We start from the raw sequence: 16751 nt of genomic DNA on the forward strand, positions 1-16751 counted from the left end.
TTCGCAAAAAAATGTTTACAAACACAATATATTGAGTTACTTTTATTTAACAACAACAAAATATAGTAGAAACAGGTGTTTCGCCCTCTTGCTAGGGTTGAAGCTTAATAGGGAAACACGGTGCAAATCCGCTGCGGTCCCGCCACTGTAACCGGATGTTCCAGCTGCCAGACGCCGCTGGAGCAGCATCCTCCGACAACAAGCCACTAAGGGGCTGCGAGGCCCCTCGGGAAGGCGCCGGAGGGCATGCCGGAAGCCAGGAGACCTGCCTGTTTCTGTGGCACCTGTTAGACTCCTGCGAGGAACAGGCGAGGTGCCCGCATGCGGCCTGCACGAGCAGAGTTAGCCTTTCCGTTAATCGGGCCAGAGGCTGCCGATACCTGAGGACGATAGAGTATCGTCCTCAGGTATCGGCTTCTGCGGAAGGTACAAGAACAGGTTCCAGAACAGGACAAGCCCTGTGCCCGTTCGTATTTTCCACATAGACCACCGGCAAATGTCCGCTGTTTCGGATATTTGCAATACGCATTCGGGCATTTCCCGCCTCCCGGCTGGAGATGCCTTTTTACTGATGTCATGGAGCACATGCTTCACGCTTACGATACCGAGAGGAGAGAGCTATACAATGACGCTGCTGGAGAAACGATATAACGAAGGACAAGCTGCACAGGAAGTTCTTTTGGAAGAAGTTATTCATTTGGGACGGGATATTATCGACAGCCGGGATTTGGATCTGCTGCGCGAGAACGCCAACTTGAACGGGGAGAGCTTCTCCGGCAAGATGAGCAAATTCGGCAGTGAATATTCCAAGTGGTACGCCCGCAATTTCACAATGCCGCCACAGCTCGTGCAGGCTATTGAAGATAATGTTGTATATGTACACGACCTGGACCAATATGCCATTGGAACAACTAACTGCATCTTCATCCCGTTTGAACGTCTTCTCCGCGAAGGCTTCAATACCGGCAACGGCAGCGTCCGCCCTCCGAATTCGATTATGACGGCTATGTCGCTGGTGGCGATTATTTTCCAGTCCCAGCAGAATGCCCAGTACGGCGGCGTATCCGCCAACAAGCTGGATTACGATCTGGCGCCTTATGTCACTAAATCCTTCGCTAAGCTGTTCCGCAAAGGAATGGAATACTTCGAGGAAGGTACAGCCGGCGAAGCGCTCGGCGAGGTCACTATGACCCGCAGCGATCTGGAAGAGAAGTATCCGCGTGCCTTCCGTTTCGCCCTGAAAGAGACAGAAATTGAAACCCTTCAGGCTGCGGAGAGCATGGTACATAACCTGAATACCATGTCCAGCCGCTCCGGCGGCCAGATTCCTTTTACCAGCATCAACTACGGAACCTGCACCTCTCCGGAGGGCCAGCTCGTGATTAGCTCCCTCTTAACTGCTACTATGAACGGACTTGGCAGCGGAGAAACACCGGTGTTCCCGATTCAGATCTTCAAGTGCAAACAGGGTGTCAACCAGCAGCCTGGTGATCCTAACTATGAGCTGTTCCTGAAAGCGGCAGAGTGCTCTGCACGCCGGCTGTATCCGAACTTCGCCAATCTGGATGCTCCGCTGAATATGCAGTACTACGATCCAACCGATCCGGATACTGAATTTGCTACGATGGGCTGCCGGACACGTGTTCTGGGCGACCGCTTCGGGCGCAATCACTGCTCGGGCAAAGGCAACCTTTCATTCAATACGCTTAACCTTGTACGTCTTGGTCTGGCTTACGGCACAGTAACTGGCCGCCGCCTTGCCGCTGACGAAGAAGGCTTCTTCGAAGATCTTAATCATTATATGGACGTTGCGCTGGACGGCCTGCTGCACCGGTTCCGCATTCAGGCTTCCCAGAAAGCCAAAGCCTCCGATTTCATGATGCGTGAAGGCGTCTGGGAAGGCGGCGAACAGCTTGCACCGGAAGACAGCGTAGGTGAACTGCTGAAGCACGGCAGCCTGTCCCTTGGTTTCATCGGTATGGCCGAGTGCATGAAGGCTATGTACGGCAAACACCATGGCGAAGATATGGAGGTCCATGCCAAGGCAGTGGCCATTGTCCGCCACATGCGTGAATACTGCGACCGCAAGAGCGAAGAGCTGGATCTGAACATTACTCTATTCGCTACGCCTGCCGAAGGTCTCTCCGGCAAATTCACCAAGATAGACCGCAAGGTTCTCGGTTCCATTCCGGGTGTAACGGACCGTGAATACTATACGAATTCATTCCACATTCCGGTCTATTACGACCTGAGCGCAGCCAAGAAGATCAGCCTGGAAGCTCCATTCCATGAATATTGCAACGCCGGAGCAATCTCTTATGTAGAGCTGAACGGCAATGCCCGCAGCAACCCTGCAGCTTTCGTCAAAATCATCAAATACGCGCTGGAGCAGGACATCAGCTATTTCAGCATCAACCACCCGATTGACCGCTGCTCCGGCTGCGGCCACGAAGGTGTAATCGGCACGAATTGCCCATCCTGCGGCGCTCATGAAGATACAACGCATATCCGCCGGCTGCGCCGGGTAACCGGATATCTGACCGGCGACTATCAGACCCGCTTCAATGCCGCCAAGCAAGCCGAAGTACGGGACCGCGTTAAGCATCTATGAACATCTGCGGATATTATCCGGAGTCGATCAATGAAGGAGAGGGATTGCGGGCGGTCCTCTTCTTCAGCGGATGCCGCCACCGCTGCCCCGGATGCTTCAACCCTAAGACCTGGAACTTCAATTATGGAGAGGTCTTCACTCCGGAGCGCAGGCGCGAGATTATCACCGAGATAGCAGACAATCCGCTGCTGGACGGCTTGACGCTGGCAGGCGGGGACCCTTTTTTCTCGGCAGAGGGAGCGGCTGACTTCATCCATGAGCTCCGCGCCGAGCTGCCGGGCTTCCCGGTCTGGATCTATACCGGTTATACGTACGAGGAGCTGACGGCTTCCCCCGGTTCGCCGGAATGGAAGCTGCTGGCCTTGTGCCAGGTGGTCATCGACGGACGATTTGTAGAGGAACTCAAAGACACTACTCTCCCCTACCGGGGAAGCAGCAACCAGCGGATTATAGATATCCCGGCAAGCCTTGCCGGAGATACGGTTATACATTGGGAGCCTGCGCTAAGCTTTCAAAGGGCATAAATCACGGTAAAAGCCGGGCTTACACCCAGCAAAAAGGGCACTAAACCACCGCATTCCGGTGGTTTAGCGCCCTTTTATGTTCCTCAGGAGGGTGATATCTTACGCCTACTCTCCCGACTTACGTGCCGCCTTATGCGCTGTCTCGTCCGCCAGCTCCTCCAGCACGCTGTTCAGCCGCAGCTTCAGCTCCTCGGCCAGCTCAACGACACCCTGGTCGTTGCGCACAGCCTGCGAGTCTACCGCGTAGACTCCGCCAAGAATATGCCGGGCGCCCAGCACAGACAGCACCGGCTTCAGCGCATAGTCGATCGCGAGCAGATGGGCCAGACTACCGCCCATGAAGAGCGGCAGCACGATTTTGCCGGCCAGCCCTTTTTGCGGAACCAGATCCAGGAAGGTCTTCAGCACTCCCGTATAGGAAGCTTTGTACACCGGACTGACGACGATCACCGCATCCGCTTCAGCCACCAGACCATTCGCTTTGACGATGGCTTCGCTCTCGAACCTGGTATGAATCAGATCCTCCGCCGGAAGCTCCGCTACATTAATCCGTTCCACTTCAAACCCGCGTTCCCGCAGATCCCCCTCCGCATATTCGATCACCGCATTGATTCGGGATACCAGGGATGGCGTACCGTTAATTACCACTATTTTGGCCACTTCCGCACCTCTTCCGTCCGCTTTTATAAGATATGCCGGGCTGCCGTGCCGGACACAAATACTTTAAATTAGTAATAATCCTAGCAGAGTACAGGGAATATTGTCAAACCTCAAATGTGCTTGCAACCCGGCCCTTCTCTGTTTATAATAAACGGCAAACCTATATCCCGACCAGGCCAATGACCGGCATCCAACCGCGAGGCGTCTGCGACCGGAGCAGTTCTCCTGTTCCCTAAGTTTACCGGGTTTCGCCCGTTACCGCGAAGACCAAAGAGGGCCTTATTCCGCGCTTTACAGCTATTTATCGGAATTAGGTCAACCTGGGTGGCACCGCGAGCTGACGCTCCTCGTCCCATGGATGAGGGCGTTTTTTGCATTTTTTTAACACAAAAGGAGCGATAGCGGCATGCTGGACATGAACTGGATCAGGGAGAATGCGGACATTGTACGGAAGACGGCGGAGTGGAAAAAGGTAGCGTTCCCGCTTGCGGAGCTGCTGGAATGGGATGACCGGCGGCGGGTTGCCCGCCGGGAAACAGAGCAGCGCCGGGCGGACCGGAACGCGCTGACCAAAGAGGTTGAGCGGCTGCTGCGCCAGGGCGACGCTGCAGGCGGAGAACAAGCGAAAGAGCAGGTGCGGGAGATCAACGCCCAGCTGACCACGCTGGAGGCGGAGTTGTTGGAGGCGGAGCGCCGCTGCGGCGAGCTGCTGCTGCTCGCGCCGAACCCCATATCGGCCGATACGCCGATCGGGCCGGATGACAGCGCGAATGTAGAGCTGCGGCGGCATGGCGCGCCGCCGGTGTTCGGCTTCAGCGCGCGTGACCATGTCGAGCTCGGAGAACTGCACGGCATCCTAGACATCCCGCGCGGCGTCAAAGCCGGCGGACCCCGCAGCTATGTGCTGAAGGGGGCCGGGCTGCTCCTGCATCTGGCCGTACAGCGGCTGGCGCTGGATGTGCTGATGCAGCGCGGCTTCACCGTGATGGATGTGCCGGTAATCGTCCGGCCGGAAGCGCTGGAGCGGACCGGGTTCTTCCCGGGCGGCATGGATCAGACCTATGAGCTGACGGGTGAAAAGCGCTGGCTCGCCGGCACCTCGGAGGTGTCGCTGGTCTCGCTGTACAGCGATGAGATTCTCGATCTTGAAACGCCGCTGCGGCTTGCCGGAATGTCGGCCTGCTTCCGCCGCGAGGTAGGCTCGGCAGGCCGCGATGTACGCGGGCTGTACCGTGTGCACCAGTTCTCGAAGATCGAACAGGTGGTGATGTGCCGGAACGATCCCGGAGAGTCGGAGCGGATGCTGCAGGAGATTCTCGGCAATGCCGAGCATATTCTCCAGCTGCTGGAGCTGCCTTACCGGGTAGTAGCCGTCTGCAGCGGCGACATGGCGATGAAGACACATAAGCAATATGACATTGAGACCTGGATGCCCAGCAGGGAAGCCTTCGGCGAGACCCACTCGGCCTCGAATCTGCTCGACTTCCAGGCCCGCCGCTCAGGTATCCGCTACCGCGATGAAGACGGGCGGCTGCAGTACTGCCATACCCTGAACAACACGGCGGTAGCTACGCCGCGCATTCTGATTCCATTGCTGGAGAATCATCAGCAGGAAGATGGATCGGTCTATATCCCGCAGGCACTGCGGCCTTATATGGGCGGCAAGGAGCGGCTTGAACTTAATATACAACACATCTGAAATTGAGCTGAACAAATATAACAAGAAAACTAGCAGAGCAGCAATTCTCTTATTTTTGAGAATTACCGCTCTGCTTTTTCATTTTAATATTGTGGACAAAAAATACATTCATTTTACGCAAACATAACATTTAATTTACGAGAAATTCAATTTTATTCTAATATTGAAAGTAATCAAGATGTAATTGTTATAGATTATCACTACATATCTCTAGGTTTTTTGTGCATTTTGTATAAACTTACCTCCATTTAATTTTAATTAACTCGAAATTAATATATATTCATGTGAGACAACCTTTCATTTTACAAACAGATGTTACACTTAATAGGTTGTAAATCATAGTTTTGAGAGGAGTGGGTTTAGAATAATGGTTATATCTCACAGGATGCAGAAATGGTTATCCGCAGGACTAGCAATGTTAATGCTTATTGGCATTGTAGTACCAGCCGGACAAAGCGCACAGGCAGCAAAAGATAACAGCAATATTGTAATCTCACAGGTCTACGGCGGCGGCGGCAACAGCGGCGCATTATTTAAGAATGATTTCATTGAATTATATAATCCAACCGATTCAGCAGTGAGTCTTGAAGGTTGGGAGGTGCGGTATGCCAGCGCCACTGGTGCATTCAATAATGTTGCCACTTTAAGCGGAACAATTAAGGCTGGTGGGTACCTACTTATACAACAGAAAGCGGGAACTGGCGGTAATGGTGCCGATCTCCCTGCTCCTGATCTTACCGGCAGCTTAGATTTCAGCGGTACTAACGGCAAAGTAAATCTGATAGACGGTTCAGAAAATGTTATTGATTTCGTAGGTTATGGAACGGCAAATTCCTCGGAAACCTTACCTACACCTGCCCTGTCTAACTCCACAGCAGCCATTCGGCTTGCACTAACGGGCGCACCTGCCGGCAACCGCGGCTTGGATACAGACAATAACGCTGCAGACTTCGTTGTTCGAACCCCTGATCCCCGTAACAGCAGTTATGGCCTTACACAAGCCGTAGAAGCGGTAACCGCCAACCCAGCAGCTAACGCCTGGCCGGCTGGTACAGCCATCTCCCTTAACTCTTCTGCAGTGGGTGCATCCGTTTACGCCGCAGTCTACATAGACGGCGCTGGTGCAGAATTCAAGCCATACAGCGGTCAAATCCTGCTGAACGTACCTACCACAATCAAAACGTACGCCTCAGTTTCGGATTCGGTATACAGTTCAACGTCCACTTATAACTACACGATCCTAACGAAAACAGATATTGCCTCGGCAAGACTTGCGCCTAAAGGCCAGAATGTATGGACCGAAGGTGTAGTTACCCGCATCGACGGCCCAAAAATGTATATTCAGGATGCGACTGCAGCCATCGTGCTGTACGGATTCCCGGCATTCGCCGAGGTCGGAGATCTCGTTGAAGTTCAGGGTACTATGGATATTTACAATAATCTGCAGGAGCTCAAACCTGCGGCAGGACTTGAATATAAAGTTATTACTGAAACTATCGGCATACCTGCAGCCAAATTAATTACCGCTGCAGACTTGACAGCTGCAAATGGTGAAGCCCATGAAGCCCAGCTCGTCACACTTACAGATGTGACTATTGACAGCAAAGAAGGTACTACTGTCATTGCCAGCCAGGGCAATCAGACCTTTACAATTTACTCAGGGCTTTCTCAGCTGACTGCAGGTAAACATTTTGACCGGATCACTGGTGTAATCGAACAATTTAATACCGTTTATCAATTCATTCCGCTCAGTGCAGAAAGTCTGGTAGAAGAACTATTCTCTGTTACTGCCAGTCCCGGTGCGGGCCGTATCATCATCGGCAGCTCTGTTGCGCTGTCCAGCCCTACCGCAGAAGCGGAAGTCTATTATACGATTGACGGATCAGAGCCAACAATATCCAGCATGTTGTACACAGCACCAATTTTAATAACGGCTGACACAGTGATTAAGGCGATTGCTTCATCCCAAGGCCAGACCAGCAAAGTTTATACTTTTGAATACGTAGCTTCAGAGCTTCCGCGCATTCATGATATTCAAGGCGAATCGCACATCTCCGATTATGCCGGACAAACTGTTAAGGATGTCGAAGGGATTGTTACTGAATACGGATATACTTTTGCAAACGGCAATTATAAAGGCTTCTTCATTCAAGACCCTGAACCGGACGATAATGACAGCACATCCGAAGGAATATTCGTATACAGCACCAATACCAGCCTGAAGCCCGATATCGGGGATCATGTATCTGTCTCGGGACTTGTATCCGAATATAATGAAGGAAGCAGCAGCAACATGACTTCCACACAAATTACACTCAACACAATCAATACAATAGCTAAGGAAGCAGACCTGCCTGAACCTGTAGTACTGGGCAAAGGCGGACGAGCAATCCCTTCTTCAGTCATCGATAATGATGGTTTAACTGTATTCCAGCCTTCTGAGGATGCCATAGATTTCTATGAATCCCTTGAGGGCATGCTCGTCACCCTCCCTACCCCTACTATTATTAGTCCTTACTGGACAAGCGGCGGCGGTACATCAATCGTATATAATATTCCTGCAAGAGTGGACAATGCAGCCGAAGATGTAATTACAGCTGCCGGAGGTCTCGTACTCAAAGGAGCAGACAACCTCAACCCGCAACGCCTGCTGATCGCCTATGGTGATCCTGGTCAGGAAGTCGGTACTGGTGATAAATTTAATGGGGATGTTACAGGCGTTATCGGCTATAACAACGGCAACTATAAAGTTATCCCTGCAAATGGAAGTCTGCCGAGCATTACCCCAAGCAGCTTCACACAGGAAACCTCTACAATTACTGTAGATGAGGAGAAGCTGCTGATTGCTTCCTACAATATTGAGAACTACTATCCAGGTGTAGGTGCCACGAAGATTCAGAAGCTGGCCCAGTCTATCACAGTAAATCTGAAAAAGCCGGATATCATCAGCGTTGTAGAGATGCAGGACAGCGATGGGGAAACCAACAACGGTACCGTCGAGGCCAGTGCAGCCGAGCTGATTCAGGCCATTCAGACAGCCGGAGGTCCGGCCTACAATTACATTGATATTGCTCCTGTAAACAACGCAGACGGTGGAGCACCAGGCGGCAACATCCGTGTAGGCTTCCTGTATAATCCAGCAAGAGTCAAGCTTTCTGACAGCATTAACGGACAAAAGGGCTCAGCCATTCAATCCGTCAGCTACAATGCAGAAGCAGACGAACTGACATACAATCCTGGAAGAATCGCCCCGACAAATGATGCTTTCGCGAATTCCCGTAAGCCGCTTGCGGCACAATTTGAATTTAATGGTGAGAAAGTCATTGTAATTGCTAACCACTTTAATTCAAAATCCGGCGACAACGGGCCGTTTGGAAATGTTCAGCCTCCAGTGCTTTCGAGTGAAGTGCAGCGCCACAAAATTGCTGCTGTCGTGAACGGCTTTGTCAAAGATGTGCTGGCCGCCAACCCGTCAGCAAATATTGTTGCACTCGGCGATTTGAACGATTTCCAATTCACCAAGACCGCCGCAATTCTCAAAGGCAATGAGCTCGATAATCTGATCGAAAAATTACCGCTTAATGAACAGTACACTTACACGTATGACGGAAACTCCCAGGTACTTGACCATATCCTGACCAGCAAAAACATCGCGAATTCCGCCAAAGTCGATGTCGTCCATCTGAACGCAGACTTCCCCGAATCCCGCGGACGGGTATCCGACCATGATCCGGTCGTAGCCCAATTCGATCTAACCAATTTCGATCTGCGTGTTCTGCATACGAACGACACACATGGACATTTGGAGACAATTGCCAAACGAACCACAGCTATCAAGCAGGAACGCAATAGCCATACCCTGCTGCTTGATGCAGGTGATGTTTTCTCCGGAACACTATACTCCACTACGTTCAAGGGAATGGCTGACGTTGATTTCATGAATGACATCGGATACGACGTGATGACATTCGGGAACCATGAATTTGACCAGAACAAGGAACATCCTGAAATCCTCAAGAATTTTGTAGAAGCTGCAGCATTCCCGTTTGCAAGCTCCAACATTGACTTCACAACCAAAAACAGCGAACTTGCGGAGCTGTACCATGACGACATTGTCACGATTGCACAAGGCGATACTGCCTACAACGGTAACATTTATCCGGCTGTGATCAAAGACGTCTATGGGGAGAAGGTTGGAATCTTCGGCTTAACCACAGAGGATACCGTCGGATTGTCTTCCCCAGGAGATAAGATCAGCTTTAAGGATCATGTGCAGAGCGCGAAGAATACCGTAGCGATGCTCGAAGCGAAAGGCGTCAATAAAATTATCGCTGTAACCCATCTAGGCTATACCGTTGATAAAGATCTAGCCGCAGCCGTTCCGGGCATCGATATCATTGTCGGCGGACATTCACACACGAAGATCGACAACCCTCCGGAGCCTGTTACCAACGTCGGTACAGGTAAACCAGTATTGGTCGTTCAGACTGGAGAATATAGCCAATATCTAGGAGAATTGGATGTAACCTTCGATAAGAACGGCGAGATTGTATCTTACAATGGCAAGCAGCTGGAAGTGGCCAAATATGCCGAAGATCCGGAAGCCAAAGCTAAACTAGCTTCCAAATATGACTCCGAGCTCTCGGCTGTCCGGGCTGAGAAAGTAGGATATTCCAATGTTGATCTCTATACCAACCGCACCATCGACGGCAAGTCCGTTCGTGTTGTGCGGCAGGAAGAAACACCAATTGGCAACATGATTGCCGACAGCATCGCGGAGAAAGTAACAGAACTAATGCCAAACTTTGTACCGAAGACTGAACTGGATACCATTAAAGGTGTTATCGCTATCCAGAACGGCGGCGGTATCCGTGCAGCCATTGACAAAGGCGACATTACCATGGGCGAAGTATTAACGACTCTTCCGTTTAACAACAGTCTGGTCGCACTGAAAGTTACCGGAGAAGAAATTATTTCTTCACTGGAGAACTCGGTCAGCGGACTCAGCTCAGATCAAGGCCGGTTCGCTCAGGTATCCGGTATGAAGTACACGTATGATTCTACCAAGACACCTGAAATTGTAGATCCATTAACAGGTATGGTAACACAAGCCGGCAATCGTGTCGTTTCGGTTGATATCAAGCAGGCAGATGGTTCCTACTTGCCGATCGATCCCAAAGCCTACTATATCCTGTCCACGAACTCCTTCATGGCAGGCGGCGGTGACTTCTACCGCGCACTGGCTTCAGCCAAAGCAGACGGACGTTATTACGAGCTGGGTCTACCCGACTTTGAAGTCCTGTTAGCCTACCTGAAGAAACATAATCCGGTGACTTCCAGTGTTGAAGGACGTATCACAGACCTGAAAGGAGCTTCTACTCCTGATGAAGACTTCTCCCTGAGAGTCCTGCACACCAATGACACACACAGTCATCTGGAAACAGTGGTTAAACGGATGACAGCCATCAAGCAGGAGCGCACCGGAAACTCCTTACTGATTGACGCAGGGGATGTTTTCTCGGGTACCCTTTACTTCACTAAGTTCGAAGGACTTGCCGATCTGGAATTTATGAACTACATCGGATACGATGCAATGACCTTTGGGAATCATGAATTCGATAAAGGACTGCCTACGCTTAGATCCTTCATCAACAAGGCAGAATTCCCGTTCATCAGCTCAAACATCGATTTTACCACCAAGAATAATGAACTGAAGGATATCTTCGTAGATAAGGTTGGCGGATCGGATACCGCTACTCCTGTAGAAGACGGGCATATTTATCCATCAGTAATTAAGGAAGTCTATGGAGAGAAGATCGGTATTTTCGGTCTCACCACTGAGGACACCGTTGGCCTATCTTCACCGGGCGAAAACATCTCCTTCCAAGACTACAAGACAAGCGCTGAAAGTACTGTTAAATCCTTGCAGGCGCTCGGCATTAACAAAATCATCGCTGTATCCCACTTGGGTTACAATGTTGACCAAAAACTAGCTGTAGAGGTTGCGGGTATTGACATCATTGTCGGGGGACACTCCCACACCAAGCTGGATTCACCGGTGCTCGTCAATGCAGACACCGAGCCTACACTGATAGTACAGACCGGTGAATACGGCACATACCTCGGCGAACTTGATGTTAACTTTGACGACGAGGGCATCATCACTACGTATAACGGTAAACTAATCGACACCACGGTATATGCAGAAGATCTTAAGGCTAAAGAAATGCTGGCAGGATACGATGCAAAACTGACCGAAATCCGGCAGACCGTGGTTGGCGAATCTACTGTTCCACTTGTCTATGAGCGGATGATTAACGGCAAGCTCACCCGTGTGGTCCGTAATGAAGAAACCAATCTCGGAAACCTGATTGCTGATGGAATCAATGTCAAGGCTAAAGAACTGGTCAGCAAGCTGATTCCTGAATCCGAGCTGTCTACCATCAAGGGATTTGTAGCCATTCAGAACGGCGGCGGTATCCGTGCCGGTATTAACCAGGGCACAATTACCCTGGGTGAAGTGCTGACAGTTATGCCATTCTCTAATAGTCTGGTGGCTCTGAAGGTTACCGGACAGGAAATTATCGATTCCCTGGAAAATGGCGTCAGCGGACTGGAAAACGATCAAGGCCGCTTTGCTCAAGTCTCGGGAATGCGTTATACCTATGACTCCACCAAGACCGCAGAAATCATCAATCCGACAACAAATGTACTACAGCAGGAAGGTCAGCGCATCATCTCTGTTGATATCAAGCAGGCAGATGGCAGCTACACCGCAGTTGATCCTAACGCGTACTACATTCTGTCGACTAACTCCTTCATGGCTGGCGGCGGCGACTTCTACCGTTCCCTAGCGAAAGCTAAAGCAGACGGACGTTATTATGAGCTGTACCTGCCGGATTATGAAGTATTTACGGATTATCTGGATAAACTCAAAATAGTAAATATCGGTATAGAAGGACGCATCACAGACCTGAAAGGTGCTGCACCGACTCCTACACCAACACCGGCACCGACTGCAGGTTCAGGTGGAGGTCCGGGAACAACGGTACCAACTGCAACACCATCACCTAGTCCAACAGCTACTGCTACAGCAGCAGTGCCGCCGCAGGTAACAACGATTACCGCAGCTGATCTGACTGCGCAGCTCGCAGCCCTGCCTGCCGGCACCAGTGAGCTGATCATCCCGCTTACGGCTTCAGGAGGCGGTGCTCAAGTTGTACTGCCGGGCAGTGTGCTGGTTCAGCAGGCTGCTGCTAAACCAAATACAGTGCTGACTTTCACCTCTACCGGCGGAGCATCCTATTCGCTGCCGCTGAGCCTTATTAACGGAACGGCACTGGCTGCCCAGCTTGGTACCAGTGACTTTACGGTTACAGTCTCTCTGCTCCAGGCGGATACCTCCACACTCGACAGTCTGAATAAGGCTATCGCAGCACAGGCTGGCTCCGTCACTCTGGCCGCACCGGTCATTGAATTCTCGGTTACCGCTGAGGCCGGCAATACAAGTGTGCCGCTGAACAGCTTCGGCAGCACCTACGTGAAGCGGACTATTACTGCGACGGGAGCGTTGAGTTCTCAAGGGGCAACAGCCGTTTCCTATGACCCGGCTACCGGCAAGCTGTCCTTCGTACCTTCGATCTTCGCCGGCATCTCAGACGGAGATACTGAAGTGACGATCAAACGCAACAGCAACAGCTACTATACGGTTGTGAAGTCCACCAAGACCTTCGGTGATACTACAGGGCACTGGGCGCAATCATCCATTGAGCTGCTGGCTTCCAAGCTGATTATTACCGGCACCAGCAGTACCGCCTTCTCGCCTTCGCTGTCTATCACGCGGGCAGAATTCGCGGCACTGATTACCCGCTCTCTCGGACTCGCATCCGCAAGCGGAGGAACCACCTTCCGTGATGTCAGCACAGGCGCATGGTATGCTGATGCCGTACAGACAGCAGCCGCAGCAGGTCTGATTACCGGATATACGGATGGCAGCTTCAAGCCGGGCAATCCGATCAGCCGCCAGGAAATGGCTGCGGTCCTGTCCAAAGCCATCAAGTACACCGGCAAAACCCTGACTGCCGATCCGGCAGTGCTGGCAAAATTCAGTGATGCTGCAGGCATCCCGGACTGGTCCAGAGCAGCAGTAGCAGAAATAGCTGCCGAAGGCATCATTCAGGGGACACCTGACGGCGCGTTCGCTCCGGCGAAGCTGGCTACCCGTGCGGAAGCCGCTACGATGCTGGAGAAGACCTTGAAGTCACTTCAATTCATTAACTGACCAGGCTCAAAGTTAGACATTGAAAAGGCGGCACCCGCGGCGCATCATGCGCTGCGGGTGCCGCCTTTTTCTATACGGGTATGATTACTTCGCCAGCGATGACACCGGCACCGGCGCTGATACCGGTACCTGTACCTCCACCTCAAATTCAGGGATATACTCCTTCTCCTGGTTCCCCTCCGGGTCTATGGACAATATCCGGAAGGGCCTTACCGTAATATGCTCCGTCTTATTCTGGAGCGGTTCGAATAGTGCAGCAGCGATCAGCACATTGCCCCCTGTGGCATTCCAGCCGGTAGACCCGTTGATCTCCCGCAATACATGGCCCTGATCATCCACAAGATCATAGCCCAAGAAATCCTTATGATCGACAGGCTGACCCGCAGGCTGTTCAAGCCGGGTGGTGATCCTCGTTGTAATCGGAGTAAGCTCAACAGTATCGAGTGTGAAAATCATACCGGAGCTCTGGCGGATTAACGGCTCCGCAATGATGCTGTGATAGGTCTTCTTTTGCACCGGCAGCTTAATTACAAAGGGCTCCTGGATCCCCTGTACTTCTATGGTAAGCGTGAGCTCAAAATCATCCGGGAAAGCCCGCCCCCCCTGATTCTGCAAATCCGTGAATTGAATGATCCTTGAATCCGCATCCTTCCCGCGAAGCAAGAACGGGCCAAACGAACCGCCGCCGCTGCTGCCAAGCGGACCATAGGTATTGATATCCTCACCGTTGATCGACAGCTTAATAGCTGTCATGAGATCACTAACATCACCCTGCCGGAACTCCAACACATCCGTTTGGCGCCCGAACCCCAGTGATACGCGAATTCCATCGTACAGCACTTCAGGTACAATAAGCTTTAGTCCGTCATGGGTATCGCTCAGCTCAGGTTTCTGTACTGCCGCCAGCCCCTGCTGATCCGCATTCCGCAGCCCCAGATCCCCGGCCAGTCTGAAGATCGACTCCATCCCCGGAATCTGCTTAATGGACGCGGCCAGCGTCGGAGAGATAAACTCTGTCCCCGTGATCAGCAGAAGCAGCAGCAGCACCGCAGCCACTATGCCTGCACCTCTTCGAAGTACACTGCCTCGCCTTCTGCTTAGTCCGACTGGTTCTGTCCTCGTTCCCCGCTGCTGCCCGTCCACGTACCGGTTCATTATGCGTTCTTCCAGATCTACCTGAACCGGTGTATCACGGACCATCCGACCGATCCGCTCCAGTTCTTCTTCCTCCCTGTTAGCGTGGTTCATGAGCGATCATCCCTCCACTGTTTTGACGGCGTCCGAGTTTTTTGCGCATCCGTTCATATTTTTTGCGGACCGCCCCGGGGTTCAAGTCCATAATCGTTCCGATTTCCTCAAAGCTATGCTCCTCCAGTGCCCTCAGCAGCAGAATTTGCCGTTCTTCCATACTCAGCTTCTCCAGCAGTTCATGAACAACCTCCGTATATCGTGAACCTTCGGCGCACTCCGCCTGCTGCTGATGGCTCCTGTAGATGGAGAGCAGCCTGAAGCCTTTGTTTCTCTGTTTAATCCGGTCCAGGCAATGGTTGCGTGCAATGGTGTACAGCCAGGCCGAGAAAGAGACCTTTGCCGAGTACTGCCCCACCCGCTCCAGGGCTCTGATAAAAATCTCCTGAGCCGCATCCTCCGCCTCTTCCCGGTTACCCAGCAGGTAATAGCAGTACAGGTAAATCGGCCGCTGAAAATGTCTGATGATCCAAGTGAAGGCCTGTATATCTCCCAGCTGAACCTTCTCGACCCTTTGCTCCACGGTCAGCTCTGCCGCCTGCTCCTGTTCTGCGTCTCTATTCGTCCGGCAGATTTCCGTTTCATCCACAGCTCCCCCTCCTCTCTGCCTGTATAACTGTCAAAATCCTGATTTTGTGACACGCGCTCTTAAAAATCCTGGAGACTTGTGAAGTCAGCCCTTGCAAACACAAATATGTTCGTTTATTATAAAACTAACAGTAAGTTCTATATTTATAGAACTAATCAAAAATAGTTATCATTTGTTCATTATATCTCTGCCGTAATATCACTTCTCCAGAAAGCAGGTACCCCTATGGATTACAAGGTAACAGTCGATTTCGCGCCAATCTATGAGTGCATCTCCAGCTTAAATGCTTTTATCGGGAAGCAGAACCACAATGCTATGGACGCTGGAATCTCCTGGATCCGCGAGGTGCAGATCCGGTTCGCCCCCGTAATGCTTCAGAAAATGAAAGAAGTAATGAAGCTCACCGATAACTTCAGTCTGTCTCCTTACATATGGAGCTGCCCGGAAGAAGAACGCACCGTCAAGAGGTTCCTGGACTGGTTCGAAGCCCTCTCCCCGGGTGAACTGTATGAGATTGCCGGCCGCTTCGGGCAGACCGTCCCCTCCAACCTGGCCGAGCTGCGAAGCTCTGCCGCTGAAGTCATCAGAGCTTGGGATACGGGGTACTTCAGCAGCATTGATCCGGCCATCATGGAAGGGCTGCAGCAGGAGGCTGGTGCAAGGGCAGCGCTGCTGACCGGCACGAATGATATGGAGGTGTACGAAGCGGCTACAGCAGGTATGCGGCTATACCCTTCAGAAACCCTGAAGCAGGTCATTATTACACCGCAATATCATGCCCGGCCTCTCGTAACCTCCACGCTTTTTGATGAATTTGTATTCACCAGCTACTCCTGCGATGTTCTTCCTCCGGAAGATGGGCGGCCCGCACCGGCTCTGCTGCGGCTTACCCGGGCGCTGTCGGATGAGACGCGGCTCTACATTCTCCGCCTGCTGACCGGCAGGCAGCTGAATTTCACTGAGATTGTGAAGGAGGTCGGCCTGTCCAAAAGCACGATCCACTACCATCTGATCGCACTGCGGGCGGCGGGCCTGGTCATTGTTCATACTACCAGCAAAAACACGTCCTACAGCCTGCGCCTTGAGGCGCTGAACGGCCTGCCCGGACGAATCGGGGAATATCTGGAGGGGTGAGTTCT

9 protein-coding genes and 1 riboswitch are annotated in these 16751 nt (G+C 51.9%); of the genes, 5 read left to right on the top strand and 4 right to left on the bottom strand.

The genetic code is table 11. From position 1 onward, the window contains the following. Window positions 1–56 precede the first annotated feature (56 nt). Window positions 57–287: riboswitch (cobalamin riboswitch) on the top strand. A 116-nt stretch (window positions 288–403) separates the two neighbouring features. Beyond that, window positions 404–529: a hypothetical protein gene (locus NSU14_RS29490; RefSeq protein ID WP_256704072.1), complete on the bottom strand. Its 126-nt coding sequence runs from the start codon at window positions 527–529 to the stop codon at window positions 404–406. Between the two features lie 96 nt (window positions 530–625). Here NSU14_RS29490 and NSU14_RS29495 point away from each other — a divergent pair, with 96 nt between their 5' ends. Then, on the top strand, window positions 626–2611 hold the full coding sequence (locus tag NSU14_RS29495; RefSeq protein ID WP_336103479.1) for an anaerobic ribonucleoside triphosphate reductase: 1986 nt from the start codon (window positions 626–628) through the stop codon (window positions 2609–2611). Continuing rightward, complete coding sequence (gene nrdG, locus NSU14_RS29500; protein ID WP_076248837.1) at window positions 2608–3135, top strand: anaerobic ribonucleoside-triphosphate reductase activating protein; 528 nt, start codon at window positions 2608–2610, stop codon at window positions 3133–3135. The genes NSU14_RS29495 and nrdG overlap by 4 nt, the downstream gene beginning before the upstream one ends. Window positions 3136–3240: 105 nt before the next feature. Here the strand turns inward: nrdG and ssuE are convergent, their stop codons facing one another. Beyond that, window positions 3241–3795, bottom strand: a complete 555-nt coding sequence (ssuE, locus tag NSU14_RS29505; protein WP_076248839.1) for an NADPH-dependent FMN reductase — start codon at window positions 3793–3795, stop codon at window positions 3241–3243. A 406-nt stretch (window positions 3796–4201) separates the two neighbouring features. Here ssuE and serS point away from each other — a divergent pair, with 406 nt between their 5' ends. Continuing rightward, window positions 4202–5494 (top strand): serine--tRNA ligase, encoded by a 1293-nt coding sequence (gene serS, locus NSU14_RS29510; protein WP_336103473.1) that lies wholly within the window; start codon window positions 4202–4204, stop codon window positions 5492–5494. Window positions 5495–5909: 415 nt separating this feature from the next. Continuing rightward, window positions 5910–13775, top strand: coding sequence for a 5'-nucleotidase C-terminal domain-containing protein (locus tag NSU14_RS29515; RefSeq protein ID WP_340948176.1), 7866 nt, complete (start codon window positions 5910–5912; stop codon window positions 13773–13775). Window positions 13776–13859: 84 nt separating this feature from the next. On the opposite strand, the gene NSU14_RS29520 is transcribed toward NSU14_RS29515, so the two are convergent. Both NSU14_RS29520 and NSU14_RS29525 read right to left on the bottom strand, forming a co-directional pair. Further along, the gene (locus tag NSU14_RS29520) at window positions 13860–15023 is read right to left on the bottom strand and encodes a DUF4179 domain-containing protein (protein ID WP_340948177.1); all 1164 of its coding nucleotides are present in this window, start codon (window positions 15021–15023) and stop codon (window positions 13860–13862) included. Further along, the gene (locus tag NSU14_RS29525) at window positions 15010–15612 is read right to left on the bottom strand and encodes an RNA polymerase sigma factor (protein ID WP_336103471.1); all 603 of its coding nucleotides are present in this window, start codon (window positions 15610–15612) and stop codon (window positions 15010–15012) included. The genes NSU14_RS29520 and NSU14_RS29525 overlap by 14 nt, the downstream gene beginning before the upstream one ends. A gap of 225 nt (window positions 15613–15837) precedes the next feature. Between NSU14_RS29525 and NSU14_RS29530 the strand changes: the two genes are divergently transcribed. Next, entirely contained in the window at window positions 15838–16746 is a 909-nt protein-coding gene (locus NSU14_RS29530) for an ArsR/SmtB family transcription factor (RefSeq protein ID WP_336103470.1), read from the top strand. Window positions 16747–16751 lie beyond the last annotated feature (5 nt).

Origin of the sequence: Paenibacillus sp. FSL R10-2771 (assembly GCF_038000205.1) — a bacterium.
Taxonomy (GTDB): domain Bacteria; phylum Bacillota; class Bacilli; order Paenibacillales; family Paenibacillaceae; genus Paenibacillus_AQ; species Paenibacillus_AQ phytohabitans.

Bases quoted from the DNA above. Each gene is read 5' to 3' on its own strand.
- NSU14_RS29490 (WP_256704072.1), bottom strand. From the start codon at position 529: ATGCGTATTGCAAATATCCGAAACAGCGGACATTTGCCGGTGGTCTAT.
- NSU14_RS29495 (WP_336103479.1), top strand. From the start codon at position 626: ATGACGCTGCTGGAGAAACGATATAACGAAGGACAAGCTGCACAGGAA.
- nrdG (WP_076248837.1), top strand. From the start codon at position 2,608: ATGAACATCTGCGGATATTATCCGGAGTCGATCAATGAAGGAGAGGGA.
- serS (WP_336103473.1), top strand. From the start codon at position 4,202: ATGCTGGACATGAACTGGATCAGGGAGAATGCGGACATTGTACGGAAG.
- NSU14_RS29515 (WP_340948176.1), top strand. From the start codon at position 5,910: ATGTTAATGCTTATTGGCATTGTAGTACCAGCCGGACAAAGCGCACAG.
- NSU14_RS29520 (WP_340948177.1), bottom strand. From the start codon at position 15,023: ATGAACCACGCTAACAGGGAGGAAGAAGAACTGGAGCGGATCGGTCGG.
- NSU14_RS29530 (WP_336103470.1), top strand. From the start codon at position 15,838: ATGGATTACAAGGTAACAGTCGATTTCGCGCCAATCTATGAGTGCATC.